Below are 24,980 nucleotides of genomic sequence, written 5' to 3' on the forward strand. Positions count from 1 at the left end.
GCTCAGGCGCCGGGCGCGAGCCCGACCGAGTCGTGGATGACGAACACCTTCGCCAGCCCGGTGATCCGGAAGATCTTGAGCAGGCGCTCCTGGGTGCAGACGAGGTCGAGCGAGCCGTCGTGGGCGCGGACCTTCTTCAGGCCGCCGACCAGGACGCCGAGACCGGTGGAGTCGAGGAACTCGACGGCCTCGAGGTCGATCACGATGTCGTAGGTCCCGGCGCCGACGAGCTCGGTGATGCAGTCGCGCAGCTTGGGTGCGGTGTAGACGTCGATCTCCCCGCCGACGGCGACGACGGCGCGACCATCGACCTCGCGTGTCGCAAGGGTCAGATCCACAACTGCTCCCCGGTTCCCGAATGCTCGGACTGGACGCGTGCAGGACACCCGGTGTGTCCCCCTGTTCCGGGTGGTATCAAACCACGAGTCACACGGGTTGCGCAGGTCTCCCCAACACTTCTCCCGGACGGTATCTCGTCGGGCGCTGTCGCCGCCGTTTGTCAGACTTCCCCGGTGCCCACTCCGCGTCCCGACGTCCTGCCCCCGGTGGAGTCGCTCGTGCGCCGCCTCACGCAGGTTCCGGGGCGCGAGGACCGGCTCCGCCACCTCGAGGTGCTGCCGGCCCGCGAGGCCGTCCACGAGGACTGGCCCGAGTGGGTGCCGGACGACGTACGAGGGGCGTTCGCCGCGCAGGGAGTGGCGCGGCCGTGGCGCCACCAGGTCGTGGCGGCCGACGCCGCGCACGCCGGCGACCACGTCATCGTCGCGACCGGGACGGCCTCTGGGAAGTCACTGGCCTACCAGGTGCCGGCGCTCTCCTCGATCCGCGCGGCCCGTGGACCGCGGGGCGAGCGCGGCGCCTCCGTCCTCTACCTCGCGCCCACCAAGGCGCTCGCCCACGACCAGCTCTCGGGGCTCGCGTCGCTCGGGCTCGACGTGCGCCTCGCCGCCCACGACGGCGACAGCTCGCGCGAGGAGCGCGACTGGACCCGCGACCACGGCGAGTACGTCCTCACCAACCCCGACATGCTCCATCGCTCGCTGCTCCCCTCCCACCACCGCTGGTCACGGCTGCTGGGCTCGCTGGAGTTCGTCGTGGTGGACGAGTGCCACCACTACCGCGGCGTCTTCGGTGCGCACGTCTCCCACGTGCTGCGCCGGCTGCGGCGGGTGTGCGCGATGTACGGCGCCCACCCCACGTTCGTGCTCGCCTCAGCCACCGTCGCCCAGCCCGAGGTGACGGCCTCCCGGCTGACCGGCCTCGACGTGGTGGCGCTGACCCGGGACGACTCGCCGCGCGGCGCGGTGTCGCTGCTGCTGTGGGAGCCACCGTTCACCTCGCACGCCGGCGAGAACGGCGCTCCGGTCCGGCGGGCCGCCTCGTCCGAGGTGGCCGACCTGCTGGCCGACCTGGTCGCCGAGGACGTCCGCACGCTCGCCTTCATCCGCTCGCGTCGGGGCGCCGAGCAGGTGGCCACGACGGCGTCCGACCTGCTTGCCGAGGTCGACCCCTCGCTGCCGGACCGCGTCGCGGCCTACCGCGGGGGCTACCTGCCCGAGGAACGGCGAGCGCTGGAGGCCGCTCTGCGCCGGGGTGACCTGATGGGTCTGGCCGCCACCAACGCCCTCGAGCTCGGCATCGACATCAGCGGTCTCGACGCCGTCCTCATCGCCGGCTTCCCCGGCACCCGCGCCGCCTTCTGGCAGCAGGTCGGGCGCGCGGGGCGTGGCGCGCAGGACGCCCTCGGCATCCTGGTCGCCAAGGACGACCCCCTCGACACCTACCTCGTCACGCACCCCGAGACCCTGATCGGGGCACCGGTCGAGGCCTCCGTCTTCGACCCGTCCAACCCCCACGTGATGGGGCCGCACCTCTGCGCCGCCGCGCAGGAGTCACCGCTCACGGAGAAGGACCTGCCGCACTTCGGCCCGACCACCCGCGAGGTGGTCGACGACCTCGTCGGGATGGGCTTGCTCCGCAAGCGGCCGCGGGGCTGGTTCTGGACCGATCGCGGTCGGGCCGCCGACCTCGCCGACATCCGGTCCGCCGGCGGCTCGCCCGTCCAGCTGATCGAGGCCGACACCGGCCGGGTCGTCGGCACCGTCGACGCGAGCGGTGCCCACAACCAGGCCCACCCCGGCGCGGTCTACGTCCACCAGGGCGAGACCTGGCTCGTCGAGGAGCTCGACGTCGAGCACCACGTCGCGACCATGCGGCGCGACGACCCGTCGTTCAGCACGACCGCGCGCGAGGTCACCGACATCAGCATCGTCAGCACCCGCGAGCGCCGGTCGTGGGCGGGCTGCGAGCTCAGCCTCGGCGAGGTCGACGTCTCCCACCAGGTCGTCTCCTTCCTCCGTCGGCGGCAGCCGGGCGGCGAGGTGCTGTCGGAGGAGCCGCTCGACCTGCCCGAGCGCACCCTGCGGACGACCGCCGTGTGGTGGACCGTGCCCGACGACGTGGTCGCCGAGGCCGGGCTCGCCGCGCTCGACGTACCGGGCGCCGCGCACGCCGCCGAGCACTGCTCGATCGGCCTCCTGCCCCTCTTCGCCACCTGCGACCGCTGGGACATCGGCGGCGTCTCCACTGCCCGGCACGCCGACACCGGCGTGCTCACCGTCTTCGTGTACGACGGCCACCCCGGCGGCGCCGGCTTCTCCGAGCGCGGCTTCCACACCGCCGTCGCCTGGCTGTCCGCGACCCGCGAGGCGATCGCGAGCTGCGAGTGCTCGAGCGGCTGCCCGTCGTGCATCCAGTCACCCAAGTGCGGCAACCAGAACAACCCCCTGGACAAGGACGGCGCGATCCAGCTGCTCGACGCGCTCCTTGCGGGTGCACCGCGTGAGGACCGACAGGGCTAGATTCGCGCCATGGTGGTCATCGCTCTCATCCTCATCGCCCTCGGCGCGCTCGCGATCGTCGTCGCCTTCGCCTTCACCGATCCGGGGACCGGCGGCACCTACCTCGGGGTCGACGTCAACATCCTGTCGGCGTTCCTGATCGGTGTGGCTGCGGGTGCGGCCATCCTCTGGGGCCTCTGGATCCTCAAGTGGGGCACCAAGCGCAGCCTCGCCCACCGACGCGAGCGCAAGGAGCTGAGCGAGCTCAACGCCAAGCTCGAGCGCGTCGAGGCCGAGCGCCGCGGGGAGGACGGCACCGTGACGGACCGCGACCGCATCTGACCTCGCCTCACCCGGGGCCCGCTCGCGCCTCTGCGGTCAACCGCACGTCGCGCCGCGGGACGTCCGGTCCCGGCACGGACACCTCGACGGTGACCTCGTCGCCGGCCAGCCGGCATCCCTCGAGGACGGCGCCGTTGGCGGTCGCCACCTCACCCGCTCGCCCGCAGGCGTCGTCGAGGTGCGAGGCACCCGCCAGCGCCGCGAGGTCGGCCGCCGCCTGGGCGCGTCGCTGTGCGGTGACCAGGCCGCCTGCCGCACCGAGGCCGGTCATCACGAACACCAGCAGACCCGCCATCGCGACCACCAGCACGGTGGCACCGCCGCGATCGGTGCGCGCCGCTCCGGGCTCGGTCCCACGCTTCACGACGCCTCCACCAGCGCCACCGCCTCGGCGGAGACGGTGATCCCCGGCAGGGACGACAGCAAACCGCCGGGGCCGTCGATGCGCGCGCTCGTCGTGACGGTCACCCGGCCCTCGTCCTCCGCGATCCGGACGCGGGCGTCCTCCGGTGCGATCCTCAGCGCGACGGCTTCCGCCGAGGTGACGTCGTCACCGCGAGCGACGGCCCGAGCCGCCTCCCGTGACGCGTCGACCACCCGGACCTGCGCGGCGCCGACGGCGAGCATCCACACGAGGCCGGCCGTGAGGGCGACCAGCAGCGGGATCCCCAGCGCGAGCTCCGCGGTGGCGGCGCCCCGCTGGTCACGTCCCCCGTGCCACCCTCGCCGGTCGCCCATCAGCCGATGCCGAGCAAGCCCATGACGTGGTCGAACAGCCGGACCAGCAGCTTGTCCCCGAAGCTGCCGGTCAGCAGCTTGTAGAGCAGCCCGGCGAACCCGGCACCCGCCGCGGTCCCGACGGCGTACTCGGCGGTGGTGATGCCCAGCTCGGTGCGGTCGATCCGGTGACGCCTCATCGTTTCCCCTCTCGTGCTGGGGCTCCCGTTGAGCCCCGTCGCCCGACCAGCCTCGGAGGATCGGGACGGGACCGCACCCGGCTGCCGGCAGACCTGTGGACGGACGCCCGCGGCGTCGCCCTGTGGACGTCGAGTGGCCCTCACGGCGCCACCGACCCGACGAGCGAGGCGACCGTGGGCACCACGCCGAGCAGCAGGAAGGCCGGCAGGAGGCAGACGCCCAGCGGGACAGCCGCGCTCACCCCGACCCGGCGGGCCGCGTCCTCGGCGCGGGCGAGGAACTCGCGGGTGAGCTCGTCGGCGAGCCGTTCGACGGTCTGCACGACGGACGCACCCGACGTCAGGGACCGCACCATGGCGCGGCCGAGCGGCGCGAGCTCGTCGTCCTCGAGGAGCGCCTGCCACGCCTCCACCCCCGACGCTCCCCACCGGGACCGGTCGACGACCGGGAGGAGCCGGTCGGCAGCCGGACCGGGCAGTGCGGCGCAGACCTGGGCCAGTCCGGTCGTCGGATCGGCTCCGCCGCGGATGGTCGAGGCGAACAGGTCGACGAGGTGCGGCAAGGTCTGCTGCACCTCCTCCCGATCACGACGTCGGGCCGGCGACTCGGCCCGCGCGAGCACCCACCAGGCAGCACCGGCACCGAGGAGCCCGGCCACCGGGCCCGCCGGACCACCCACGAAGAGCCACGCCCCGGCGCCCACGCCGAGAGCGGCCGCCGGGCGAAGAGGGAGACCTGGCGTCGGGCGCTCGCGCCTCGGCGGTCGCACGTCGGTGGGCAGCCAGCACAGCACCGCGAGCGCAGCCGCGACCGCGGTCGCCCAGGTCACGGCGCACCCGCCCGGTCGGCGAGCCGCTCGATCCACCACAGTCCGAGGGCGATGAGGGACAGGCCCACCACCAGGCACGCCCACCCCACCGGTGTGCGCAACACGAAGGACCACGGATCCGACCCGGCACCGGAGCCCATCATCAGCACCGCGAGCGGCAGGCACGTCACCAGCCGGGCGGTGGCCCGCGCCGAGGCGAGCTCGGAGTCGACGAGCCGTCGCGTCCGCCGACGTGCGCGCAGGCCGTCGGCCGTGCGTTCGAGGGCGGCGGACAGTCCCTGGCCGGATCGCTCCGCCACCTGCCACGCGCCGGCCACCCACCGCAGGTCGGATGCACCGCGGTGCTCCTCCGCGAGCCGCCGGAGCACGTCGGGCACATCCGCCCCGAGCCGTACGGCGTCCGCTGCCGCCACCAGCGGCGGCCACCGCTCGGCCGCAGCAGCCAGGGCCGCACCGGGCGGGCGTCCTGCCGCCAGCTCGGCGGCGAGGAGATCGCACACCTCCAGCACCGCAGCCCGGTCGGAGGTCGTGCGGCGTCGACCTGCTCCCCACGTCCGCCCCCACGAAGGACGGGAGCGGGCCGAGGCGACCGTGGGCAGTCCTGTCGACGGTGGTGGCCACGACACGGCCACCGCCGCGGCCAGTAGGACTGCCGCGAGCCAGGCGCTCACCACGCCACCGAGCCCAGGCGCCGGGCGAGTGCCGCGGCGGCCGGACCGCGGACCACGCGGTCGGCGTCGAAGGTCGCGGCGGTCCGCAGCGCCACCAAGCCGGATGCCTCCCGGTCCGGCACCGCGAGCTCCAGCACCCGACGCCTCCCGTCACGACCGCGCCCGAGGTGAATGACGACGTCGAGCGCGGACGCGAGCTGGCTGTGCGCGGCCTCCCGCGGCAGCCCGGCGGCCAACGACAGGGCCTCGATCCGGGCCGGGACGTCGGCGGCGGAGTTGGCGTGGAGCGTCCCGCAGCCGCCGCCGTGCCCGGTGTTGAGGGCCGCGAGGAGGCCGACGACCTCGGCGCCGCGCACCTCCCCGACCACCAAACGGTCGGGCCGCATCCGGAGCGCCTGGCGCACCAGCGTCTGCAGGGTGATCTCGCCGGCGCCCTCGATGTTGGGCGGCCGCCCCTCCAGCGCGACGACGTGGGGGTGATCGGGTCGCAGCTCGCTCGCGTCCTCCACGAGGACGATCCGCTCGCCGACGTCGACGAGCGAGAGAAGGGCCGACAGGACCGAGGTCTTGCCCGTGCCCGTCCCGCCCGTGACCAGGAACGCGCACCGCGAGTCGACGACCTCCTCCAGCAGGAACGCACCGTCCGGCGGCAGCGCTCCCGCCGTCACCAGCTCGGGAAGCGTCCAGACCCGCCCGCGCGGGATGCGGAGCGACAACACGGTGCCCGAGCGGGCGACCGGCGCCAGGACGGCGTGGAACCGGCTCCCGTCGGGCAGCCGCACGTCCGCGTGCGGGGTCGCGTCGTCCAACCGGCGGCCGGCCGTCGCGGCCAGTCGCTGCGCGAGTCGCCTGACCGATCCCTCGTCCGGGAAGGAGACCGTCGACCGCTCGAGCCCGCGACCGCGGTCGAGCCACACGTCCTCGGGTCCGTTGACCAGCACGTCGGTCACGTCGGGCAGCCGCAGCAGCTCCTCCAGGGGACCCGCGCCCAGCACGTCGCGGCGCAGCAGGTCGTGGACCGCCAGCACGGTCGCGTCACCGACCGGCGCACCGGACGCGCGCAACGCCTCGGCCACGCGGTGCGGCGTCAGGTCCCCGGACGTGCCGGCCAGCCGCCGGCGCACGTAGTCGACCACCTCGGCCGGGACGGCTGGTGTCTTCACGCTGCGTCCAGCAGGTCGCGGGCGGCTCGGGCGAGCGGACCTCGACGGGTGAGGGGGCCCAGGCCCCGGTCGACGGAGGCCGCCAGACCGCGCTGCTCCCCCAGCGTCGCGACGACCGGCACGCCGGTCACGCGAGCCGCGTCGGCATCGCTCAGGCCGCCCGGCCGCACCACGAGCCCGGCGCGGTCGGCGCACCGGAGGTCGGCGACCAGGCGGGCGGTGGCCGCGACCCCCGGGACCGTGGCCGGGGTGACGACGAGCAGGTCGTCGCACCGCTCGACCAGCTCGACCAGCGCTGGCCCGCCGTGGCGGGCGAGGTCGAGGACGACCAGCTCGTGGCCGCGGACGGCCGCGTCGAGCATGCGCCTGGCTGCAGGCACGTCGAGCCGGCGACGGAACCCGGACCAGGTGAGCACCCCGAGCGCGCCCTCGCAGGGCACGCCCTCGCGCAACGCTCGCGCGCCGAGCCGTCCGACCGTGTCCGCGAGGCCCTCCCACCGCACGCCGCCGCGGCCCTCCAGGCCGAGCAACCGGTCGACGCCCGGGCCGAGCGGGTCGGCATCGACCAGCAGCGTCGGTCCGCGGGTCGCGTGCCACTGCGCGAGCGCGCAGGCGAGCGTCGTCGCCCCCGCCCCGCCGGAGCCGCCGACCACACCGACCACCCGACCCGGCGACGCCCGCTCCCCGACGTCGGCGAGCGCGTCCGCGAGCCAGGGCGAGCCCTCGGGCAGGTCGACCACCGACGCGGCCCCCAGCCCGACGGCGTACCGGAAGACGCCCTCGCCGACGGACGACCCGACCACGTGGACCCCGCCCCTGCGCGGTGGGGAAAGGGCCGTCACCTCCCCCGCCACGTCAGCTCCGACGAGGACCAGGTCGGCGCCGGACCAGGACCCGAGGGCGAGCGACGGATCGGCACCCACGTCGGCCTCCACCCCCGCCGCCGCGCACAGCGCGACGACGGTCTCGTGGAGGTCGGCGGATCGGGTGAGGAGGAGGACGGCCATGACGACAAGGCTCGGCATTGCCACCGACGACGGACAGACGGTGCCCCGCGAGCCTGTGGAGGAGCCGTCCGCGAAGGCCCCTGTGGACGTCTGACGGCCCGCCCGCACGGACGAAGGCCCCTACGATGACGGCATGTCCCGCCCGACCGCGGCCTTCTTCGACCTCGACAAGACGATCATCGCCAAGTCGAGCACGCTCGCGTTCAGCCGCGAGTTCCAGGCGGGCGGGCTCATCTCACGGCGCGCGATGCTGCGCTCGGCGTACGCCCAGTTCGTCTTCTTCACCGGCGGGGCCGACCACGACCAGATGGACAAGATGCGCGAGTTCATGTCGCAGCTGTGCGCCGGCTGGGACGTCGCCACCGTGCGCGAGATCGTCCACGAGACCCTCACGAACATCGTGGAGCCCCTCGTCTACGACGAGGCCGTGACGCTGATGGAGGAGCACCGGGAGGCCGGCCGCGACATCGTCATCGTCTCCGCCAGCGGCGCCGAGGTCGTCGAGCCGATCGGCGAGATGCTCGGCGCCGACCGGGTCGTCGCGACCCGGATGGAGATCGTCGACGGCAGGTACACCGGCGAGATCGACTACTACGCCTACGCCGAGGAGAAGGCCCGCGCGATCGAACACCTCGCCGAGACCGTCGGCTACGACCTCGACGAGTGCTACGCCTACAGCGACTCGGTCACCGACGTGCACATGCTCCAGGTCGTCGGCCACCCCTTCGCGGTCAACCCCGACCGCGAGCTGCGGCGCATCGCGACCGCGAACGACTGGCCGGTGCTGCTCTTCGTGCGTCCCGTGGCGCTGCGCCGACGCGTCCCGCTACCGCCCGCCAGGCCGACCCTGGCGGCCCTCGCCGTGGGTGGCGCGGTCGCCGCCGGGAGCGTCATCTGGGCCAACCGGAAGCGTCGCGGCGTGTCGTGACCGGCGTGTCGCGGAGATCCCCGCGCACCCACCGGCCGACGGCAAAGTCAACCCTTGAAGGTCCCGGGCGGCGGGGCTAGAACAGAGTCAAGAACTCCACAGCAGCACGTGTGCCAGGTACCCACGCGGCGATCCACCCATCCGATGGGGTGCTGGAGGTCGGGATCAGCCCGAGCCAGCGATTGAGAAGAGCACGCTTGGTAGCCACGGCATCACGTGTCAGCGGCGGCACCCGATCCACGTGAGCGGGTGCCGCTCGCACGTCGTCTCGATACGCCTCGCTCGTGCCTCGCTCGGCTACTCGACCACCGGATGACGGAGTGGCGAGGCCTCGGCCCCCGCGGAGAACGCCTCGGCGCCGTACAGCGCCCAGGCGTGCACGCCGCTCGGCCCGCCGTCGCGGTAGGCGCGCAGGTTGGACTCGTAGGCGGCCCGGTGGGCGAGGTGCCCGGCCTCCGGCACGACGAGGGACTTGGCGTCGACGCCGCGGGAGACGAGCACGAGCCGCTCGAGCGCACGGGCCACGATGCCGTTGTGCGAGGCGAAGGGAGCCGCCGTCGCGACGTCGGCGTGCGCGATCGCGGCGACCAGCAGCGCGGGCGCCTCCGTGCCGGACAGCAGCAGCTCGGCGACGCCGCGCAGCCGGTCGGCGGACGCCGCGTCGCGCGGGCGGCCCAGCTCGTCGGGCGACAGCGCGGCCGACCCGGCGACCGCGTGCAGCCGCGCGATCGCCTGCAGCGGCGCGGTCTTGAGCAGCGGCGCGAGCGCGAGCATCGACGCCGAGAGCCGTACGGCGTCGGCGGCGATCTCGTCGAGCTCCCCCGCCCGCACCTCGTCGAGCGACGACGAGGACCCTTCGAGAACGGCGCTGGCGTGGGCACCGCGCAGCAGCGACTCGGCCGTCATCTCCGGCGACGTGCGCCGCAGCCCACGGTCGCGCAGCATCACGTCGATGCCGTCGCGCGTACCGGCATAGGCCGAGCGAACGCCCTCGAGCTCGGTCAGCCAGGCGAGCGGATCGGTCATGGGAGGACGGTATCCGCGAGGCCCGGTGCCGGGTCAGGCGGTGCGGGGCAGGAGCGAGATCTTCTGCCACACCTTGCGCGACATGCTGGTGGTCAGCGTCTCGAGGTCACTGACGGTCGTCAGGACGAGTGAGTCCTGCGACTCCTCGGCGCAGAGCGCGGCGACCTTGCCGATCAGCGAGAGCAGCTCGGAGCAGTACTCGAGGTAGTGCTCCATCTGGGCCCGGTCGAGGTCCCCGATGTCGACGCTCACCTCGGTCGGCACGAAGTCCGAGCGCAGCCGCTCGGGGTCCTTGGTGAGCTGGTGCATGTCGACGATGTGCGCCAGCGAACGGAGCTTGTGGAGCAGCGCGAGCAGCCGGCCGCGCACCAGCCGCTGGGGCAGGGCGTAGAGGAACCACAGCGCGAGCCCCGCGAAGACCAGGTCGTTGATGGTCGACTCGATCAGCGGCACCCACTCGAACGACTGGTCCGGCCCGGCCCGTACGGCGTCGCGCGCGGCGAGCAGGAAGACGAGGATCGTCGCCGCGAGGACGAGCAGCGCCGCGGCGCGTGAGGCGACGCGGACCCAGCGCAGCCGGTCGCGGACCTCGCTCGCCACCTGGGTGACCTGCGTCGTCAGCCCGACGAGCTCGCCGGCGACCGCCAGCAGGCCGCGGTCGGGGAACCGGGCCGCGATGCGCGCCTGGAGCCGCACGACCGTGTCCCGCACCGGTCCCGCGTCGAGGCGGTCGAGCGACGTCACGGCCGACAGCGTAGGCGTACGACGCCTTCTGCGTCGGCGCTTGCCTCTAGGGTCGACTGCACCACGACACACAGGGGGACACGTGAGCCGGACCTCGACGTTGCTGACCGCGATGCTGGTCGGTGCGGCCCTGCTGCAGCCGACGACCGCGACGGCACAGGCACCGCCCTGCCAGGGGAAGGCCGTGACGATCGACGGCCGCGGTGCCACGCAGGTCATCGGCACCGAGGGGGACGACGTCATCGTCTCCGACACCGCCTCCGAGGTCATCGCGCTGGGCGGCAACGACCTCGTCTGTCTCGCGGCCGGCCACGCGAACCCGGTCGTCCGGGCGGGTGCCGGCGACGACGTGGTCGACGCCACCGCGGCGACGGGCACGAACACCTTCCTCGGCGAGGGCGACGACACCTACCTCGGGTCCCGGTACCGCGACGTCGTGGCCGCCGGTGACGGCGAGACCGATGACCGCGGTCGGGACGTCGTGGACACCGGACCGCGCAGCGAGCTGCAGGACGTCGTGTACTCCGGCGAGCCGGGCCGGCCCAACGACGACCAGCTGCGGGCGGGCTACGTCGAGCTGTGGTGGAGCGGCTCCTCGACCGGCACCGCGACCCTCGACGGCGGTGTCGCCAGCACCCTGCACCTCCGGCCGGAGGTGTCGCGCCTGTGGGTCTGGGCGTCCATCGACGTGATGTTCGTCGAGGGCCAGCCCAACCAGGAGCTCTCCGGCTTCACCGACTTCGCGATCGCGGCGACCGACGACCTCGAGCGCCTGGTGTTCGGCGGCGGCCCCGCCGACGAGCACGTCACCGTCGACGGCCCGTCGTCGCGCACCAAGCTCGACATCGACCTCGGACGCGGCGACGACGAGCTGGAGCTGACCTACTACGGCACGAGCCACCCGAGGACCTCCCTCAGCGGTGGACGCGGCACGGACCGGCTCGCGCTCGGCGTCCACGGGCCGTCGGACGTGAGCGTCGACCTCGGCCGTGGACGGCTCACCCTTGGTCGCGGCTCGCGCCCCGTCGCGGCGCGCGGGTTCGAGGACGCATCGGTGCTCGCCCAGCGCGTCGACGTGGTCGGCACCTCCGGCCCCAACACGATCGAGGTCGGTCCGTGCCGCGGCACCGTCGAGGGACGCGGCGGGTCCGACACGCTGTCGGCGTACGTCGACACGCCACGCGGGTCGCGCGTCGGCTGCCGCGGCGCTCGCGGCGTGCTGCTCGCAGGGGGTGCCGGCGCCGACCGGCTCTTCGGCGCTGGCGGGGCCGACCTGCTCGTCGGCGGCCCCGGACGGGACCGTGCCGACGGCGGTCGCGGCCGCGACACCTGCTCTGCCGAGGTCGTGACGAGCTGCGAGGCACGTCGCTGACGTCGCCGGCCCGGGGGCGCTTGTAGCCTGACCACGATGAGCGACGAACTCTCCGAGACCCGGCCCACCGTCGACCGCGCGCGCTCGTTCGGCTCGGTCGCGGACGCGTACGACCGGGGGCGGCCGTCGTACCCCGACGAGGCCGTCACGTGGCTCACCGGAGGCGAGGCCAAGGTCGTGCTCGAGCTCGGCGCCGGCACGGGCAAGCTCACCCGCCAGCTCGTCGACGCCGGCCACGCGGTCTTCGCGACCGATCCCGACGAGGCGATGCTCGAGGTGCTGCGCGAGCGCGTGCCCGAGGTGAGCGCCCGCACCGCGACCGCGGAGGACATCCCGGCCAACGACCGCTCGGTCGACGTCGTGGTCGTGGCGCAGGCGTTCCACTGGTTCGACCACGAGGCCGCGCTGCCGGAGATCGCGCGCATCCTCAAGCCCGGCGGGCACGTCGCGCTGGTGTGGAACAGCCGCGACGAGCGGATCCCGTGGGTGCGCCGGATGGGCGACCTCCTGGGCCGCCATGACAGCAACACCTCGTCGTCGCAGCACCTCGTCACCAGCGAGCTCTTCGGCTTCATGGAGGAGACCTCCTTCAAGCACTGGCAGGAGGTCAACCGCGACTCGGTCCTCGACCTCGCCAGGTCGCGGTCGTCGTACCTCGTGATGGACGCGGACGACCAGGAGCAGCACCTCGCGGAGGTGCGCGCGTTCTACGACGACTACGGCCGCGGCATGGACGGCATGCAGATCCCCTACGTCACGCGCTGCTACCGCGCCGTCGTCGTCGACCGCGACGAGCAGACAACTTCCGGCGACGACGAGCCGTCACAGGGGGGACCGGTCGTGAGCGACGGCACCGACACCGACATGTTGCTCATCGACTTCCGCTGAGTCGCACTGCACCTCCGGGGGGAACCATGCGTCGTACGACGCCAATGACCGTTGCCGGCCTGCTCGGCCTGGCCCTGCTCGCACCGACCACGGCGGCGAGCGCGGCGGGCGAGACCTGCCAGGGTCGAACGGCGACCCTCGTCGGCACCCCCGGTGCCTCGATCCGGGGAACGGAAGGCCCGGACGTCGTCGTGACGAGCGGTGCGTACTCCGTGGATGCTCTCGGCGGTGACGACCTCGTCTGCGTGACGGCCGGGACCGAGACCTTCGTGTCGACGGGCGTCGGCAACGACGTCGTCGACGCGACCCAACCCGGACCCGCGACGCTGGTCGTCACCCTCGGCGACGGGGACGACACCTTCGTCGGAGCCGCGCCGGAGCTCAGTGTCCACGCCGGTTCGTCGTCGGGGGACAGCGGCGCGGACGACGTGCACGTGACCGCTGTGGACGGGGCCAGCGCCTTGATCGACAGCGGACAGGCCGGGGTCGCCAACGGCGACCGCGTGCACCTGGCCGGCACTGGCGACGTCCGCTGGCGCGGCGCGATGGCCCCCGGTGCGGCGCTCGTCGGCGGGACCGACAGAAATCACCTCGAGGCGGACCTCCCAGCGGGCGGCGTCACCGTGGACCTGCGCAGGGGTGTCGCAACGGCCGGCTCCGACGTCCTTCATTGGTCCGGCTTCGAGTCGTTCCGGTTCGACGACACCCAGGGCACCACGACCTCCGTCGACCTGACGGGCACGGCAGGTGACGACGAGGTCGATCTCTACCTGCTCGGACCTGCCACCCGGGTCAGGGCATCGATGGGCAAGGGCCGCGACGTCCTGGGCACCACGTCCCTCGCCACGGGCAACCACTACCGCGGCGGACAGGGACGTGACCTGATCGGCGTCGTGGCGTGGGGCGATCTCGGCGTCGACCTCGACAGGGGCGTGCTGTCGCAGCGGCTCGAGGGAACGGTGCGCCGATCGTCGGCGACGTCGTTCGAGGACGTCAGCGTGTGGGGCCGCAGGGCCGAGGTCGTGGGGGACGCCGGCGACAACACGATCACCGTCGGCGGGTGCCGCCGCTCGGTGGCGGCTGGCCGCGGCGGCGACGACGTCATCACGTACGACGGGGACATCGCGTTCGACGGGCGCACGTGCAACAGCGCCCCAGGTGCCCGGTTCACCGGTGGCAGCGGCGACGACGTGCTCGTCGGCGGAGTCGGGGACGACACCCTGATCGGCGGCCGCGGACGCGACCAGGCCGACGGCCGCGCCGGTACCGACCGCTGCGTCGCCGAGCGCGCGCAGGATTGCGAGCGCTGACCCCGCCCAGCGCCTAGGGTCAGGCGGGTGGCGAGGTGGAGGTGGCGGCGTACGTCGCTGGGCGGCGAGGCCGACCGTGCCGCCTTCCGCGCGCTGCACAACGCCTCGCTGGCGAGCCCGGCGCTGCGCGAGGGCCTGACGTCGGCGAGCGCCGAGCGGTCCGTACGCCACCTGCGCGCGCTGCTCGGCACCCCGGCCGCCGGGCTCGGTGACACCAGCGGCTTGCTGGCGTGGGACGGCCTCGGGGGCCACCACCGCAGCCAGCTCGCTGCGACGATCAGCCAGGTCGCGGAGACCGGCCGGACGATGATCGTCGACCAGCGGACGCTGGTCTGCGACGACGGCGGCTGCCAGGTGCGGCAGGCGATCGTGAGCCCGCTGGTCGCCGAGGACACGCTCGTCGGGGCGCTCGTCGTCGGTGCCCCGCACACGACCGGTGGCCTGGTCCGCGCCGCCGACGAGGTGGCGTCGTGGGTCAGCGGCCAGCTCGAGCTCGCCGAGCTCGACCTCTCGCGGACCCGGCTGATGGAGGCCGAGGTGCGGGCGCTGCGGGCGCAGATCAGCCCGCACTTCATCTACAACTCGCTCGGCGCGATCGCCAGCTTCGTGCGCACCGACCCCGACCGGGCTCGCGAGCTCCTGCTCGAGTTCGCCGACTTCACCCGCTACTCCTTCCGCCGCCACGGCGAGTACACGACGCTCGCCGAGGAGCTGCGCTCGGTCGAGCGCTACCTCCTCCTCGAGCAGGCGCGCTTCGGCGACCGGCTGCAGGTCACGCTGCAGGTCGCGCCCGAAGTGCTGCCGGTGGCCGTGCCGTTCCTCTGCGTCCAGCCGCTCGTCGAGAACGCCGTACGCCACGGGCTCGAGGCCAGCGCCGACAAGGCCGACGGCGTCGGCCGGCTCTCCATCACCGCGCGCGACCTGGGCCAGGAGTGCGTCATCGAGGTCGAGGACGACGGCGCCGGCGAGGACGCCGAGCGCGTCCGGAAGGCGCTCGCCGGGGACGCGTCGATGGACTCGGTCGGGCTCGGCAACGTCGACGCGAGGCTGCGCAACGCCTACGGCGACGACTACGGTCTGGTGGTCGAGACCGCGCCCGGCGCCGGCACGAAGGTGATCGTGCGGGTGCCCAAGTTCGCCCCCGGAGTCCAGGTATGACTGGTTTGAAGGTCCTCGTCATCGACGACGAGCGCCCCGCGCTCGACGAGCTCACCTTCCTGCTGGGTCGCGACCCCCGCATCGGCGAGGTGGTGGGCAGCGACTCCGCGACCGAGGCGCTGCGCGTGCTGCACGCCGAGGAGGTCGACGCGGTCTTCCTCGACATCCAGATGCCCGGCCTGACCGGGCTCGACCTCGCGCAGGTGCTGTCGCGCTTCAAGGCCCCGCCGCCGGTGGTCTTCGTGACCGCCCACGAGGAGCACGCGGTGGCCGCTTTCGAGCTGCGCGCCGTCGACTACGTCCTCAAGCCGGTGCGCGAGGAGCGCCTGGCCGAGGCCGTACGACGCGTCGTCGAGGCGGGCGGCCCGGCGCCGTCCGGCGACGTGCAGATCCCGGTCGAGCGGGGCGGCGTCACGCGCTTCATCAACCGCTCCGAGATCACCCACGTCGAGGCCCAGGGCGACTACGCGCGGCTGCACACGGCCGACGGCTCGCACCTGGTCCGCACGCCGCTGTCGTCGCTGGCCGAGCAGTGGGCGCCCGCCGGCTTCGTGCGGATCCACCGGTCCGTCCTGGTCGCGCTCCCCCACGTCGAGGAGGTGCGCAGCGAGAACGGCCGCGTCAGCGTCGTGATCGCCGGCACCGAGCTGCCGGTCAGCCGGCGGCACACCCGCGAGCTCCGGTCGGTCCTCACCCGGCGCCCCGAATGAGCCCGCAGCCATGAGCGACCCCCTCCCCCGCGTCCGGGTGACCGGTCCGCCGCGGCGTCGTGCGGACGTCGTACGGCCTGCGGGGGCGCGTGAGATCGACGCGGAGAGCGCGCTCGGCGAGGTCTTCATGCGGTCCCTGCTGCGCGAGCAGCTCGTGCTCGCTCTGCGGGTGCTCGCCGCGCTCGTCCTGACGCTCGGCCTGCTGCCGCTGGCCTTCCACCTGTTCCCGTCGCTCGGCGACGTGCGGGTCGGGCCGCTGCCGCTGGGCTGGCTGCTGCTCGGGGTGCTCACCTATCCCTGGCTGGTGCTGCTCGGCTGGCTCTACATCCGCCGCGTCGAGGACAACGAGCGCGACTTCGCCGACCTGGTGTCCGTGCTCCCGGAGGCTCCCGAGTGAGCACCGACATCCTTCCCGGCGTCGTCGCCGTCGTGCTGGTGTCGCTGGCGACGCTCGCGATCGGCACCTTCGGGCTGCGGATCTCCCGCACCACCAGCGACTTCCTCGTCGCCTCGCGGACCGTGCGGCCGCGGCTCAACGCGAGCGCGATCGGCGGGGAGTACCTCTCCGCCGCGTCCTTCCTCGGCGTCGCCGGGCTGCTGCTGACGTTCGGCGCGGAGATGCTCTGGTACCCGGTCGGCTGGACCGCGGGCTACCTCGTCCTCCTCGTGCTGGTCGCCGCACCGCTGCGGCGCTCGGGTGCCTACACGCTGCCCGACTTCGCGGAGGCCCGGCTCGGATCGGCGGGCGTGCGCAGGCTGTGCTCGGTGCTGGTCGTGGCGATCGGCTGGCTCTACCTGCTGCCGCAGTTCCAGGGCGCCGGCGTCACGCTGCGCGCCACCATCGACGCACCGCCGTGGGCGGGCTCGCTCGTCGTCGCGCTGGTCGTGCTCGCGTCGGTGAGCCCCGGCGGGATGCGCTCGATCACCTTCGTGCAGGCCTTCCAGTACTGGCTCAAGCTGACCGCGCTGCTCATCCCCGTCTTCGTGCTGCTGGCGGTGTGGATGTCCGACGGCGCCGCAGACCCAGCAGCTGCCAGTCCGCCGTCGTGGTCGATCCCGATCGCCAGTCCCGGTGGGGGCATCGGGCTCTACACGACGTACTCCCTGATCATCGCGACGTTCCTCGGCACGATGGGCCTGCCGCACGTGGTCGTGCGGTTCTACACCAACCCCGACGGCCGCGCGGCACGTCGAACGACGCTCGCGGTGCTGATGCTGCTGGGCGTCTTCTACGTCCTGCCCCCGGTGTACGGCGCCCTGGGCCGCATCTACGCCCCGAGGTTGATCGAGAACGGGTCCGACGTGCTCGTGCTCGAGCTGCCGTCGCTGATGGTCGGCGGCGTGCTGGGCGCCGTGCTCACCGGGCTGGTCACCGCGGGCGCGTTCGCGGCGTTCCTCTCGACGTCGTCGGGGCTGACCATCGCGGTGGCGGGCGTCCTCTCGCAGGACGTGACCGGCCGGCGCTGGGGCACGCGCCGGTTGGGGGGCGTCGCGGCCTTCCGCGTCGCGGCGGTGATCGCGGTCGTCGTACCGCTCCTGATGTCGCTGCCCGCCCAGGACGTCGCGGTTGCGCGGACCGTCGGCCTGGCCTTCGCGGTGACCGCCTCGACCTTTGCTCCCCTGCTGATGCTCGGCATCTGGTGGCGGGGGCTGACGCCGACCGGCGCCGTCGCCGGACTGCTCGTCGGCGGCTTGGGGTCGGGCGCCGCGGTCGCCTGGACCCTCGGCACCTCGGCGTCGTCCGGTTGGGCGGCCGCCCTGCTCGGGCAGCCCGCCGCGTGGTCGGTGCCCGCGTCGTTCCTCACCATGGTCGTGATCTCGCGCCTGACCGCCGCCACCGTCCCCGCCCACGCCGGGCGCTTCATGGTCCGCCTCCACACCCCCGAGGCCGTCGACCTCCAGCGGTGATCCCACCGCTGGTCGAGCAGCCGAGCGAGGAACGAGACCACCGGGAAGGCAGTTCGAGCCTCAGGCCTGCGCTCGCACGCTCAGCTCTCGTCCTCCACCGACGAACTGCCTGCGTTGGTGGTCGCCGATCGCAACCAGAGCTCGTTGCCGTCGGGGTCGGCCAGCTCCACCCGACCACCGGACCGGGAGACCTCCGAGGCGCCTAAGGACACCAGCCGTGCCACCTCGGCCTCGAGGTCGTCGGTCGCGAGAACGAGGTGCATCCGGTTGCGCCCGTGACGCTCGTTGAGCGGCGTGCCGCCCCACGCGATGATCATCCGGCCGTCGGGGCTGCGGATCGCGGTCTCGCCGTCCTCGTCGTGGACGAGCGGCCAGCCGAGGGCCTCGGACCAGAACACCCCGACCTCGCGGGTGCCGTCGGCCGCCAGCTCGCCGAGGAACGCCGTACCGGCGAGCCAGTTGTTCGTCTCCGGGATGACGCAGAACTCGTTGCCCTCCGGGTCTGCGAGCACGACGTGGTCCTCCTCGGGCAGCTGTCCGACGTCGAGGTGGGTCGCGCCGAGCGACAGGGCGCGGTCGACGTTCTCCTGCTGGGACGCGGCGTAGCTGGTCAGGTGGACGTGGACCTGGTTGAGGCCTCTGCGCGGCGGCAGGTCGGCGTGCTCGAAGACGAGCGGGACCGGTACGTCGCTGCCGTCGAGGAGGTCACGCCAGAACTGCCCGAGCCGGTCGGGGTCCGCGGCGAGGATCGTCAGTGCGTGCAGACGGGAGGCCACCGGTCCAACCTAGGCACGCCCCGGCCGCCGGAGCGAGCGAGTTTGATCCTGCGGCCCGTCCCGGCAATGGTGGAGGGGACACATTCGCTAGTCGGAAGGAGAGCCACTGTGCTTGCTCTCACCGAGAACGTGACCGAGATCGTGAACCAGCTCACCGACGAGGTGCCCGGCATCGCCGGCATCCGCGTCGCCACCGAGCCCGACGGGCAGTCGCTGTCCGTCAGCCCCGCCGAGCAGGCCTCTCCGGGCGACCAGGTCCTCGAGCAGGACGGCGCCACCGTGTACGTCGATGAGGCTGCGGCCGTCATCCTCGACGAGATGGTCCTGGACGGCGGCGTCGACGCCGAGGGCAACATCGAGTTCGCGGTCGGCCAGCAGGCCTGAGCCCCGCGACAGTGGAGCCCCGGACCACCAGGTCCGGGGCTCCACCCATGTCCACCTAGCTCGTGAACCACCCCGAGGGACCGAGCTCCGAGCCCATCCTCGGGACGTACTGGTCGAAGTAGATCAGCGAGATCAGCTCGCGCCGGCTGCGCACGCCCGCCTTGTCGAAGACCGCCTTGAGGTGGTCCTGCACCGTGTAGGTCGACACGTGCATCGCCTGCGCGATCGCCTTCGTGTCGACGCCCTGGAGCACCAGCTGCGTCACGTCGCGCTCGCGCGGCGTCAGGTCGAAGGCCGCCACGACCAGCGGCACGATCTCCGGCGGCCGGGCCTCCTCGATCGTGATGACGACGTCGCCGTCGTGCTCCCCCAGGGCGGTGAGCGGCGAGGCGTGCAGCACCAGCCACATCCCGCTCGCTCCACGGACCCGGGTGCGGGGCGGGACGGTGGTCTCGCCGCGGGCGAACCGCCGGGCGGCACTGACCAGCGCGGCGACCAGCGCCACCGGCGCGCCACTGCTCTGACCGAAGAAGAGGTCGGCGAGCCGCTCGTCGGCGCCGAGGCTGGTCTGCCGGATCGAGTTGTCGCCGCCGACGATGATGACGGCCGGGCCGGTCGCGGCAGCGTGCGCCGTCGATCCGGCCAGCGTCGCGAGCATCCCGGAGCGCAGGCCCACGGCGAGCACCTCGGTGAGCGAGGCCATGAAGTCGACCTCGGTCTCGGTGAAGCTCGGGGAGTCGGACTCGCGGAAGAGGGCGATCGCCCCCCACACCCGGTCCCCGAGCCGGCACACGGTGCGCAGCTCGTCGGTGTAGCCGAAGTTCGGCGTCATGAACTGCGACACCCGGGGCGACAGCTCGGTCTTCCCCGACGTCACGAGGTGCACCCCCGCGGCGTCCACGCCGCTGCCGGCCATCGCCGTGAACGCCGTCGGCTCGTGCTCGCCGTACTCCATCAGCGCGAACTCGTGGTCGAGCTCGTTGCGCCCGAGCAGGTCGCCGTACTTCCACGTGCCGGTCAGCAGCCGGGTGCTCGGGTCGACGGTCGCGAGGCACGCGCTGACGAACGGCACCGCCCGCGACAGCGAGGCGACCGACTCGTCGAGGAAGTCGTCGATGCCGAGGCCTGCCCGGGCCACGACGTCGACGTCTCGCCGGACGCGCTCGGCCGTCAGGGAGGACATCACCCGTGAAGTCTCCGTCAGGCCGTCCCGGACGGACATCCCAGATGTGTGGGGTGTCTAGTCCACCAGACGCGACGCCCGCCAACTCCCGCTGCGGTTGGGATGGTCGCGCGACCACGTCGGGATCGACGGTTGTGCCATGACCACCGCACTGACCGACCTCCTCCGGCTGCCGCCCCAGGGTCCGCTCGACACGGACGGCCGCCTCCTCCACGAGGACGACGACGCCGCCCAGCTGGCCCTCGCCCTCGCCAACGTCGAGGGATGGCTCGCCGAGGCCCACCTGCATCCGCAGGACCTCGCCGAGCTGCACGTCAGGACCACCGACCTGGCCCGCCTCGAGCGTGTGTACGACGTCCTCACCGAGCGGCTCGAGGCCACGTCGGCGCACCCCGTCGTGACCATCACCGAGGTCGCCGCCCTCGCCGTCGCCGGCATGACCGTCGCGCTCGACGCCGTCGCCCGACGGACCCACCCCGAAGACCACCCACAAGAAGAAGGACCTGCCATGACCACCCAGCACACCCTCGCCCCCGCCGCCGAGTCGCTTCGTGGCCTCTGCAGCGGAGGCGTCCACCTGCCCGGCGACCCCGGCTACGACGCGGCGCGGATGCCGTGGAACGTCGCCGTGGACCAGCGCCCGGCAGCGGTCGCCGTACCCCACTCCGCCGAGGAGGTGCAGGCCGTCGTCCGGGCGGCCGTCGCCGCCGGGCTGCGCGTCGCACCGCAGAGCACCGGCCACAACGCCGCACCGCTCGCGCAGGGACCGCTCCACGACGTCGTCATCGTCCGGCTGTCCGAGCTGACCGGCGTCACGATCGACGCCGGGAGCCGCATCGCCCGCGTCGTCGGCGGCACCCTGTGGCAGGACGTCGTGGCGGCCGCGGCCGAGCACGGGCTGGCCGCGATGCACGGCAGCTCGCCCGACGTCGCCGTCGCGGGCTACACCCTCGGCGGCGGCCTGTCCTGGTACGCAAGGCAGCACGGACTCGCGAGCCACCAGCTCACGGCCGTCGAGCTCGTCACGTCCGACGGCGAGCTGGTGCGCACCGACGCCGAGCACCACCCGGAGCTGTTCTGGGCGCTGCGCGGCGGTGGCGGCAACCTCGGTGTCGTCACGGCGATGGAGATGCGCCTGCTGCCGGTGGCCGACGTCTACGGCGGCATGCTGCTGTGGGACCGCTCCCGGGCGGCGGAGGTCCTCCGCACGTGGGCGGCCTGGACCCGCGAGCTGCCCGAGTCGGTGACGACCGCCATCCGGATGATGAGCTTCCCGCCGCTGCCCGAGCTGCCGCCGTTCCTCAGCGGCCGTCAGCTCGTGGTCATCGACGGCGCGGTCCTCGAGTCCGACGAGCGCGCCGCCGAGCTGCTCGCGCCGCTGCGGGCGCTCGCGCCGGAGATGGACACCTTCGGGCGGATGCCGGCCGCCGGCCTGATCGGGATCCACATGGACCCGCCCGGTCCCACCCCCGCGGTGTCGCACCATGCGACCCTGGGCGAGCTCACGGACGAGGCCCTCGAGACGTTCCTGGCCGAGGTCGGCGACGGCTCGACGACGTCGCTGCTCTTCGCCGAGCTGCGCCATCTCGGCGGTGCGCTCGCCCGGCCCGACACCGGCGGCGCGCTGACCCACCTGCGGGCCGACTACAACCTGTTCTGCGTCGCGGTCGCGGCCACGCCGGAGATGGGCGCGCAGGGCATGGCCGACGCCCGCGCGGTCACGTCCGCGATGGCCCCGTGGTCCACCAGCGCCCGCGTCCTCAACTTCACCGAGGAGCAGGTCGACACCAGCACCGGCTACGACGCCGAGGGCTGGGCGCGTCTGCAGCAGGTCCGCGACGCCGCCGACCCCACCGGGGTGTTCCTGGCGAACCACCGGGTGCGCTGACGCCTCACCCGGCCAGGTCGGGGCACAGCTCCGCGAGCGCGGCCAGCTGCTCGCGGGTGACGTACGACGGATTGCTGCCGGCGGGCATCCGGAGCACCTCCATCGCGGAGAGCTCCGGGTGCCCGCTCAGCTCGTTGCGGAGCAGCGGCACCGGCAGCGGGGACAGCTCGACCGGGATCACCCCGTCCGCCGCCGCACCGGTCGTCCGGCCGTGCGCGTGGATGCCCGCGGGCAGCCCGGGCTCGTTGCCGCTGATCCACAGCAGCACCCGCTGGCCGGCGTGGACCAGCTCGGTGCGGTACGACGGTCGCACGCACCGCGTGGCGACCTCCGCGAACGACGACTCCACGTGCAGCCGGGTCGCGGGCTCGGCGCCCCGCGCCTTGATGAGCCAGGCGCCCAGGGAGTCCTCGGTGAGGGCGCGCGAAGGGGTGGTGGGCACCCACCGAGCATCGCACCTGCTCCCCCGTAGGCTCCGGCCGTGACCGAGCGGGGGCCGATCTGGCGAGAGCCGGGGATGGCACCGCTGGCCCTGATGACGTGCGCCGGGTTCTCCGGCTACGCCCTGCTCCTCACCGTCGCGCCGCTGTGGGCGGTCGAGGGTGGCGCCGGCACCGCCGGCTCGGGCCTGGTCAACGGCGTGCTGCTGCTCTTCACGGTCCTCACCCAGCTGCTCGTCCCGCGCGCGCTCGACCGGTTCGGCTGGGGCGCGGTCCTCGTCGCCGGGCTCGTCCTGATGGGCGTCCCCGGGATGCTGTACGGCGTCAGCGACGGGCTCGCGACGATCCTCGCCCTCTCGGCCCTGCGGGGCACGGGCTTCGGCATTCTCACCGTCACCGGCAGCGCCGCAGTCGCCGTGCTGGTCGAGCCCGAGCGACGCGGCGAGGCGATCGGGGTCTACGGCCTCGCGGTCGCGCTGCCCAACCTGGTCCTGCTGCCGGCCGGTCCGTGGATCGCGGACACCCTCGGCTTCGGGTGGGTCTTCGCCCTCGACGTCCTGCCGCTGGTCGGCATCCCGGCGGCGCTGCGGCTCGGGTCGACGCTCCGGGCACCATCCGTCGAGGACGACCCCATTGACGTCGACCAGTCCGTGCTCCGGCACCTGGTGCGGCCGATCCTGCTGCTGCTCGCCGTCACGCTCGCCGGTGGCGCGGTCATCACGTTCACCCCGCAGGCCGTCGACAGCCCGTCGATCGCGGCGGGCGGCCTGTTCCTGATGGGCCTCGCGGCCGCGCTCAGCCGGTGGCGGGCCGGGGTGCTCGCCGACCGGCACGGTGCCCAGCGGTTCGTCGTACCCATGGTCGTGCTCACCGGCGTCGCGATGGCCGGCGTCGCCTGGGCGGTGGCGGCGCCCAGCGCACCACTCTTCCTCGGAGCCATGCTGGTGCTCGGCCTCTGCTACGGCGGCCTGCAGAACCTCACGCTGCTCGTCTCGTTCGCCGCCGTCCCGCCGCGCCAGCACAACCGCGCCAGCGCCTTCTGGAACATCGGCTTCGACGCCGGTACGGCGCTCGGCTCGGTCGCCGTCGGCGTGCTCGCCGAGCTGACGCCGTTCGCCACCGCCTTCCTCGTCTGCGGGGCGATCGCCGCCGCGACGCTGCCGCTCGCGCTGCGGCGTCCGCGCTCCTGATCCAGGTTCAGGGACGCACCGAGACCACCTGGTCGGGGCCATCGGGCCATGGGTTCGTCGACGTGATCACCGTGCCCGTCGCGTCGTGCACCACGACCGAGATGGCGAAGACACCCTTGCCGTCGTCCACCAGCACGGACGACGTGCGTCGGCCCGCGGCGTTGAACGACCAGAGGACCGCGCCCCGGGCCTTCTCGCGGTCGTTGACCACGTGCACCCGACCGCGTGCGGGGTCGATCGCGACCTGCGGGAGACCCCCGTGGTCGCCGCGGTCGGCGATCCGCACCATCCGGGCGCTGCGGAGCCGGCCCGAGGGACGGTAGGTCCGGATGGACGCGCGGTCGCCGTCGGCGGAGACCGCCACCACGTCGCCCTTCGGCGTCACGGCCACCGCGCTCGCGTAGACGCTGCCGGTGTCGCGCCAGCTGCGGACGAACCTGGTCCGACCGCGCGTGTCGAAGGAGAACAGCTTCACCGGCTGCTGGATCACGCCCGGCTCGGCGAGCACGTGGATGCGACCGCGGCCGGCGTCGAGGGCCAGCGCGAGGTCGCTCGGAGCGACGGCGCCCGGCTGACGCTTCTTCCACCGCAGCGTGCCACCAGTGTCGTAGCCGAGGACGACGACGTCCTGACGCTTGCTGCGGGCGCGGTCGGCGCGCCGCGCGGTGCCGGCGACGTACACGCGCCCACGGTCGGCGTCGATCACGACGTCGTCGGGGATCGTCCGCACGTCCGAGGAGGTCCACGTCCGTGAGAAGGCCGGCGCGCCCGCCCGGTCCCAGCAGCTCGTCACCCAGCCCTGCGCGTCCCGCCTGCGCCCCAGTGCGCCGACGGTGCACGCCAGCCCCGACTCGGGGTCGACCTCGAGGTCGGCGACGTAGTCCATCGCGACCCCGGTGTCGACATTGCGCACCACCTGTCCGGCGCGGTCGAGCACGACCAGCCGCAACGGGCCGCCGTACGCCCCCGCCAGCACGACCCGGCCGTCGGTCGGGTCGACCTCGATCGAGGTGAGGTCGCCCTCCACCGAGGTCGTCCACTCGACCGCGCCCGTCCGGCCGTCGAGCCGGCGGACCACCTGCGCGTCCTCGAAGGGCGCCGACAGGGCCAGCACGTCCCCGTCGCCCTGGTCGACGGCGAGCACCTGGCCGTTGCCGGGCAGGTCGGTGGAGTCCCGCCACTGGACGACGTACGCCTCGGCGGGCGCGCCCATCCCGAGCGCGAGGACGGCGGCGGTGATGGACGAGGTGATGAACGAGATGGTCGTTCGCATGGATCGGCTCCTTCGGTCGGCCGCCAGTCTGA

General features: G+C 73.6%; 27 protein-coding genes. 13 read left to right on the top strand and 14 right to left on the bottom strand.

Annotation, left to right across the window (positions count from 1 at the left end; genetic code table 11):
• Positions 1 to 2: 2 nt before the first annotated feature.
• On the bottom strand, positions 3 to 338 hold the full coding sequence (locus tag L2K70_RS10050) for an anti-sigma factor antagonist (RefSeq protein WP_129427178.1): 336 nt from the start codon (positions 336 to 338) through the stop codon (positions 3 to 5).
• Positions 339 to 512: 174 nt separating this feature from the next.
• Here L2K70_RS10050 and sftH point away from each other — a divergent pair, with 174 nt between their 5' ends.
• Together sftH and L2K70_RS10060 are read left to right on the top strand one after the other, a co-directional pair.
• A complete protein-coding gene (sftH, locus tag L2K70_RS10055) occupies positions 513 to 2,861 on the top strand; it encodes a DEAD/DEAH box helicase (RefSeq protein WP_308195785.1) in 2,349 nt (782 codons plus the stop codon).
• Between the two features lie 9 nt (positions 2,862 to 2,870).
• A complete protein-coding gene (locus tag L2K70_RS10060) occupies positions 2,871 to 3,182 on the top strand; it encodes a hypothetical protein (protein ID WP_236401703.1) in 312 nt (103 codons plus the stop codon).
• Between the two features lie 7 nt (positions 3,183 to 3,189).
• Here L2K70_RS10060 and L2K70_RS10065 read toward each other — a convergent pair whose 3' ends face one another.
• From L2K70_RS10065 to ssd, 7 genes are all read right to left on the bottom strand, one after another.
• A complete protein-coding gene (locus L2K70_RS10065) occupies positions 3,190 to 3,546 on the bottom strand; it encodes an Rv3654c family TadE-like protein (protein ID WP_236401704.1) in 357 nt (118 codons plus the stop codon).
• Positions 3,543 to 3,920 (bottom strand): TadE family protein, encoded by a 378-nt coding sequence (locus tag L2K70_RS10070; protein ID WP_236401705.1) that lies wholly within the window; start codon positions 3,918 to 3,920, stop codon positions 3,543 to 3,545. Before L2K70_RS10070 ends, L2K70_RS10065 begins: the two co-directional genes overlap by 4 nt.
• On the bottom strand, positions 3,920 to 4,099 hold the full coding sequence (locus L2K70_RS10075) for a DUF4244 domain-containing protein (RefSeq protein ID WP_236401706.1): 180 nt from the start codon (positions 4,097 to 4,099) through the stop codon (positions 3,920 to 3,922). Before L2K70_RS10075 ends, L2K70_RS10070 begins: the two co-directional genes overlap by 1 nt.
• 140 nt (positions 4,100 to 4,239) lie before the next feature.
• The gene (locus L2K70_RS21655) at positions 4,240 to 4,929 is read right to left on the bottom strand and encodes a type II secretion system F family protein (protein ID WP_236401707.1); all 690 of its coding nucleotides are present in this window, start codon (positions 4,927 to 4,929) and stop codon (positions 4,240 to 4,242) included.
• Positions 4,926 to 5,429: a type II secretion system F family protein gene (locus tag L2K70_RS10085; protein ID WP_236401708.1), complete on the bottom strand. Its 504-nt coding sequence runs from the start codon at positions 5,427 to 5,429 to the stop codon at positions 4,926 to 4,928. The genes L2K70_RS21655 and L2K70_RS10085 overlap by 4 nt, the downstream gene beginning before the upstream one ends.
• A gap of 167 nt (positions 5,430 to 5,596) precedes the next feature.
• Positions 5,597 to 6,763 (bottom strand): TadA family conjugal transfer-associated ATPase, encoded by a 1,167-nt coding sequence (locus tag L2K70_RS10090; RefSeq protein WP_236401709.1) that lies wholly within the window; start codon positions 6,761 to 6,763, stop codon positions 5,597 to 5,599.
• Positions 6,760 to 7,770 (bottom strand): septum site-determining protein Ssd, encoded by a 1,011-nt coding sequence (ssd, locus tag L2K70_RS10095; protein ID WP_236401710.1) that lies wholly within the window; start codon positions 7,768 to 7,770, stop codon positions 6,760 to 6,762. Before ssd ends, L2K70_RS10090 begins: the two co-directional genes overlap by 4 nt.
• A gap of 133 nt (positions 7,771 to 7,903) precedes the next feature.
• On the opposite strand from ssd, the gene L2K70_RS10100 reads away from it, so the two are divergent.
• Positions 7,904 to 8,698 (top strand): HAD family hydrolase, encoded by a 795-nt coding sequence (locus L2K70_RS10100; protein ID WP_236401711.1) that lies wholly within the window; start codon positions 7,904 to 7,906, stop codon positions 8,696 to 8,698.
• Positions 8,699 to 8,995: 297 nt separating this feature from the next.
• Here the strand turns inward: L2K70_RS10100 and L2K70_RS10105 are convergent, their stop codons facing one another.
• Together L2K70_RS10105 and L2K70_RS10110 are read right to left on the bottom strand one after the other, a co-directional pair.
• The gene (locus L2K70_RS10105; RefSeq protein WP_236401712.1) at positions 8,996 to 9,724 is read right to left on the bottom strand and encodes a Fic family protein; all 729 of its coding nucleotides are present in this window, start codon (positions 9,722 to 9,724) and stop codon (positions 8,996 to 8,998) included.
• A gap of 33 nt (positions 9,725 to 9,757) precedes the next feature.
• On the bottom strand, positions 9,758 to 10,468 hold the full coding sequence (locus L2K70_RS10110; RefSeq protein WP_236401713.1) for a hypothetical protein: 711 nt from the start codon (positions 10,466 to 10,468) through the stop codon (positions 9,758 to 9,760).
• Positions 10,469 to 10,550: 82 nt separating this feature from the next.
• Here L2K70_RS10110 and L2K70_RS21660 point away from each other — a divergent pair, with 82 nt between their 5' ends.
• From L2K70_RS21660 to L2K70_RS10145, 7 genes are read left to right on the top strand one after another with little or no spacing between them, the layout of a single operon-like run.
• Positions 10,551 to 11,840, top strand: a complete 1,290-nt coding sequence (locus L2K70_RS21660; RefSeq protein ID WP_236401714.1) for a hypothetical protein — start codon at positions 10,551 to 10,553, stop codon at positions 11,838 to 11,840.
• 36 nt (positions 11,841 to 11,876) lie between these two features.
• Positions 11,877 to 12,728 (top strand): class I SAM-dependent methyltransferase, encoded by an 852-nt coding sequence (locus tag L2K70_RS10120; RefSeq protein WP_236401715.1) that lies wholly within the window; start codon positions 11,877 to 11,879, stop codon positions 12,726 to 12,728.
• 44 nt (positions 12,729 to 12,772) lie between these two features.
• A complete protein-coding gene (locus L2K70_RS10125; RefSeq protein WP_236401716.1) occupies positions 12,773 to 14,038 on the top strand; it encodes a hypothetical protein in 1,266 nt (421 codons plus the stop codon).
• 27 nt (positions 14,039 to 14,065) lie between these two features.
• Positions 14,066 to 15,196: a sensor histidine kinase gene (locus L2K70_RS10130; protein WP_236401717.1), complete on the top strand. Its 1,131-nt coding sequence runs from the start codon at positions 14,066 to 14,068 to the stop codon at positions 15,194 to 15,196.
• Complete coding sequence (locus tag L2K70_RS10135; RefSeq protein ID WP_236401718.1) at positions 15,193 to 15,906, top strand: LytR/AlgR family response regulator transcription factor; 714 nt, start codon at positions 15,193 to 15,195, stop codon at positions 15,904 to 15,906. The genes L2K70_RS10130 and L2K70_RS10135 overlap by 4 nt, the downstream gene beginning before the upstream one ends.
• Positions 15,907 to 15,916: 10 nt before the next feature.
• A complete protein-coding gene (locus tag L2K70_RS10140; RefSeq protein WP_236401719.1) occupies positions 15,917 to 16,303 on the top strand; it encodes a hypothetical protein in 387 nt (128 codons plus the stop codon).
• Positions 16,300 to 17,814 carry a sodium/solute symporter gene (locus tag L2K70_RS10145; protein WP_236401720.1) on the top strand — a complete coding sequence of 505 codons (1,515 nt, stop codon included), beginning with the start codon at positions 16,300 to 16,302 and terminating at the stop codon, positions 17,812 to 17,814. The genes L2K70_RS10140 and L2K70_RS10145 overlap by 4 nt, the downstream gene beginning before the upstream one ends.
• 80 nt (positions 17,815 to 17,894) lie before the next feature.
• On the opposite strand, the gene L2K70_RS10150 is transcribed toward L2K70_RS10145, so the two are convergent.
• On the bottom strand, positions 17,895 to 18,590 hold the full coding sequence (locus L2K70_RS10150) for a VOC family protein (protein ID WP_236401721.1): 696 nt from the start codon (positions 18,588 to 18,590) through the stop codon (positions 17,895 to 17,897).
• 108 nt (positions 18,591 to 18,698) lie between these two features.
• On the opposite strand from L2K70_RS10150, the gene L2K70_RS10155 reads away from it, so the two are divergent.
• A complete protein-coding gene (locus L2K70_RS10155; RefSeq protein ID WP_236401722.1) occupies positions 18,699 to 18,974 on the top strand; it encodes a Fe-S cluster assembly protein HesB in 276 nt (91 codons plus the stop codon).
• 55 nt (positions 18,975 to 19,029) lie between these two features.
• On the opposite strand, the gene L2K70_RS10160 is transcribed toward L2K70_RS10155, so the two are convergent.
• Complete coding sequence (locus tag L2K70_RS10160) at positions 19,030 to 20,157, bottom strand: helix-turn-helix transcriptional regulator (protein WP_236401842.1); 1,128 nt, start codon at positions 20,155 to 20,157, stop codon at positions 19,030 to 19,032.
• A gap of 139 nt (positions 20,158 to 20,296) precedes the next feature.
• On the opposite strand from L2K70_RS10160, the gene L2K70_RS10165 reads away from it, so the two are divergent.
• Positions 20,297 to 22,045: an FAD-binding oxidoreductase gene (locus tag L2K70_RS10165; protein ID WP_236401723.1), complete on the top strand. Its 1,749-nt coding sequence runs from the start codon at positions 20,297 to 20,299 to the stop codon at positions 22,043 to 22,045.
• Positions 22,046 to 22,049: 4 nt separating this feature from the next.
• On the opposite strand, the gene L2K70_RS10170 is transcribed toward L2K70_RS10165, so the two are convergent.
• The gene (locus L2K70_RS10170; RefSeq protein WP_236401724.1) at positions 22,050 to 22,487 is read right to left on the bottom strand and encodes a hypothetical protein; all 438 of its coding nucleotides are present in this window, start codon (positions 22,485 to 22,487) and stop codon (positions 22,050 to 22,052) included.
• Positions 22,488 to 22,526: 39 nt separating this feature from the next.
• Between L2K70_RS10170 and L2K70_RS10175 the strand changes: the two genes are divergently transcribed.
• Positions 22,527 to 23,675 (top strand): MFS transporter, encoded by a 1,149-nt coding sequence (locus tag L2K70_RS10175; protein ID WP_236401725.1) that lies wholly within the window; start codon positions 22,527 to 22,529, stop codon positions 23,673 to 23,675.
• 7 nt (positions 23,676 to 23,682) lie between these two features.
• On the opposite strand, the gene L2K70_RS10180 is transcribed toward L2K70_RS10175, so the two are convergent.
• Entirely contained in the window at positions 23,683 to 24,948 is a 1,266-nt protein-coding gene (locus L2K70_RS10180) for an NHL repeat-containing protein (protein ID WP_236401726.1), read from the bottom strand.
• Positions 24,949 to 24,980 lie beyond the last annotated feature (32 nt).

Source organism: Nocardioides potassii, assembly GCF_021648885.1.
GTDB lineage: Bacteria > Actinomycetota > Actinomycetes > Propionibacteriales > Nocardioidaceae > Nocardioides > Nocardioides potassii.

Excerpts from the sequence above, each read along its gene's own strand:
- L2K70_RS10060 (WP_236401703.1), top strand. The coding sequence starts at position 2,871 with ATGGTGGTCATCGCTCTCATCCTCATCGCCCTCGGCGCGCTCGCGATC.
- L2K70_RS10070 (WP_236401705.1), bottom strand. The coding sequence starts at position 3,920 with ATGGGCGACCGGCGAGGGTGGCACGGGGGACGTGACCAGCGGGGCGCC.
- L2K70_RS10075 (WP_236401706.1), bottom strand. The coding sequence starts at position 4,099 with ATGAGGCGTCACCGGATCGACCGCACCGAGCTGGGCATCACCACCGCC.
- ssd (WP_236401710.1), bottom strand. The coding sequence starts at position 7,770 with ATGGCCGTCCTCCTCCTCACCCGATCCGCCGACCTCCACGAGACCGTC.
- L2K70_RS10100 (WP_236401711.1), top strand. The coding sequence starts at position 7,904 with ATGTCCCGCCCGACCGCGGCCTTCTTCGACCTCGACAAGACGATCATC.
- L2K70_RS10105 (WP_236401712.1), bottom strand. The coding sequence starts at position 9,724 with ATGACCGATCCGCTCGCCTGGCTGACCGAGCTCGAGGGCGTTCGCTCG.
- L2K70_RS10120 (WP_236401715.1), top strand. The coding sequence starts at position 11,877 with ATGAGCGACGAACTCTCCGAGACCCGGCCCACCGTCGACCGCGCGCGC.
- L2K70_RS10125 (WP_236401716.1), top strand. The coding sequence starts at position 12,773 with ATGACCGTTGCCGGCCTGCTCGGCCTGGCCCTGCTCGCACCGACCACG.
- L2K70_RS10135 (WP_236401718.1), top strand. The coding sequence starts at position 15,193 with ATGACTGGTTTGAAGGTCCTCGTCATCGACGACGAGCGCCCCGCGCTC.
- L2K70_RS10140 (WP_236401719.1), top strand. The coding sequence starts at position 15,917 with ATGAGCGACCCCCTCCCCCGCGTCCGGGTGACCGGTCCGCCGCGGCGT.
- L2K70_RS10160 (WP_236401842.1), bottom strand. The coding sequence starts at position 20,157 with ATGTCCTCCCTGACGGCCGAGCGCGTCCGGCGAGACGTCGACGTCGTG.
- L2K70_RS10165 (WP_236401723.1), top strand. The coding sequence starts at position 20,297 with ATGACCACCGCACTGACCGACCTCCTCCGGCTGCCGCCCCAGGGTCCG.
- L2K70_RS10180 (WP_236401726.1), bottom strand. The coding sequence starts at position 24,948 with ATGCGAACGACCATCTCGTTCATCACCTCGTCCATCACCGCCGCCGTC.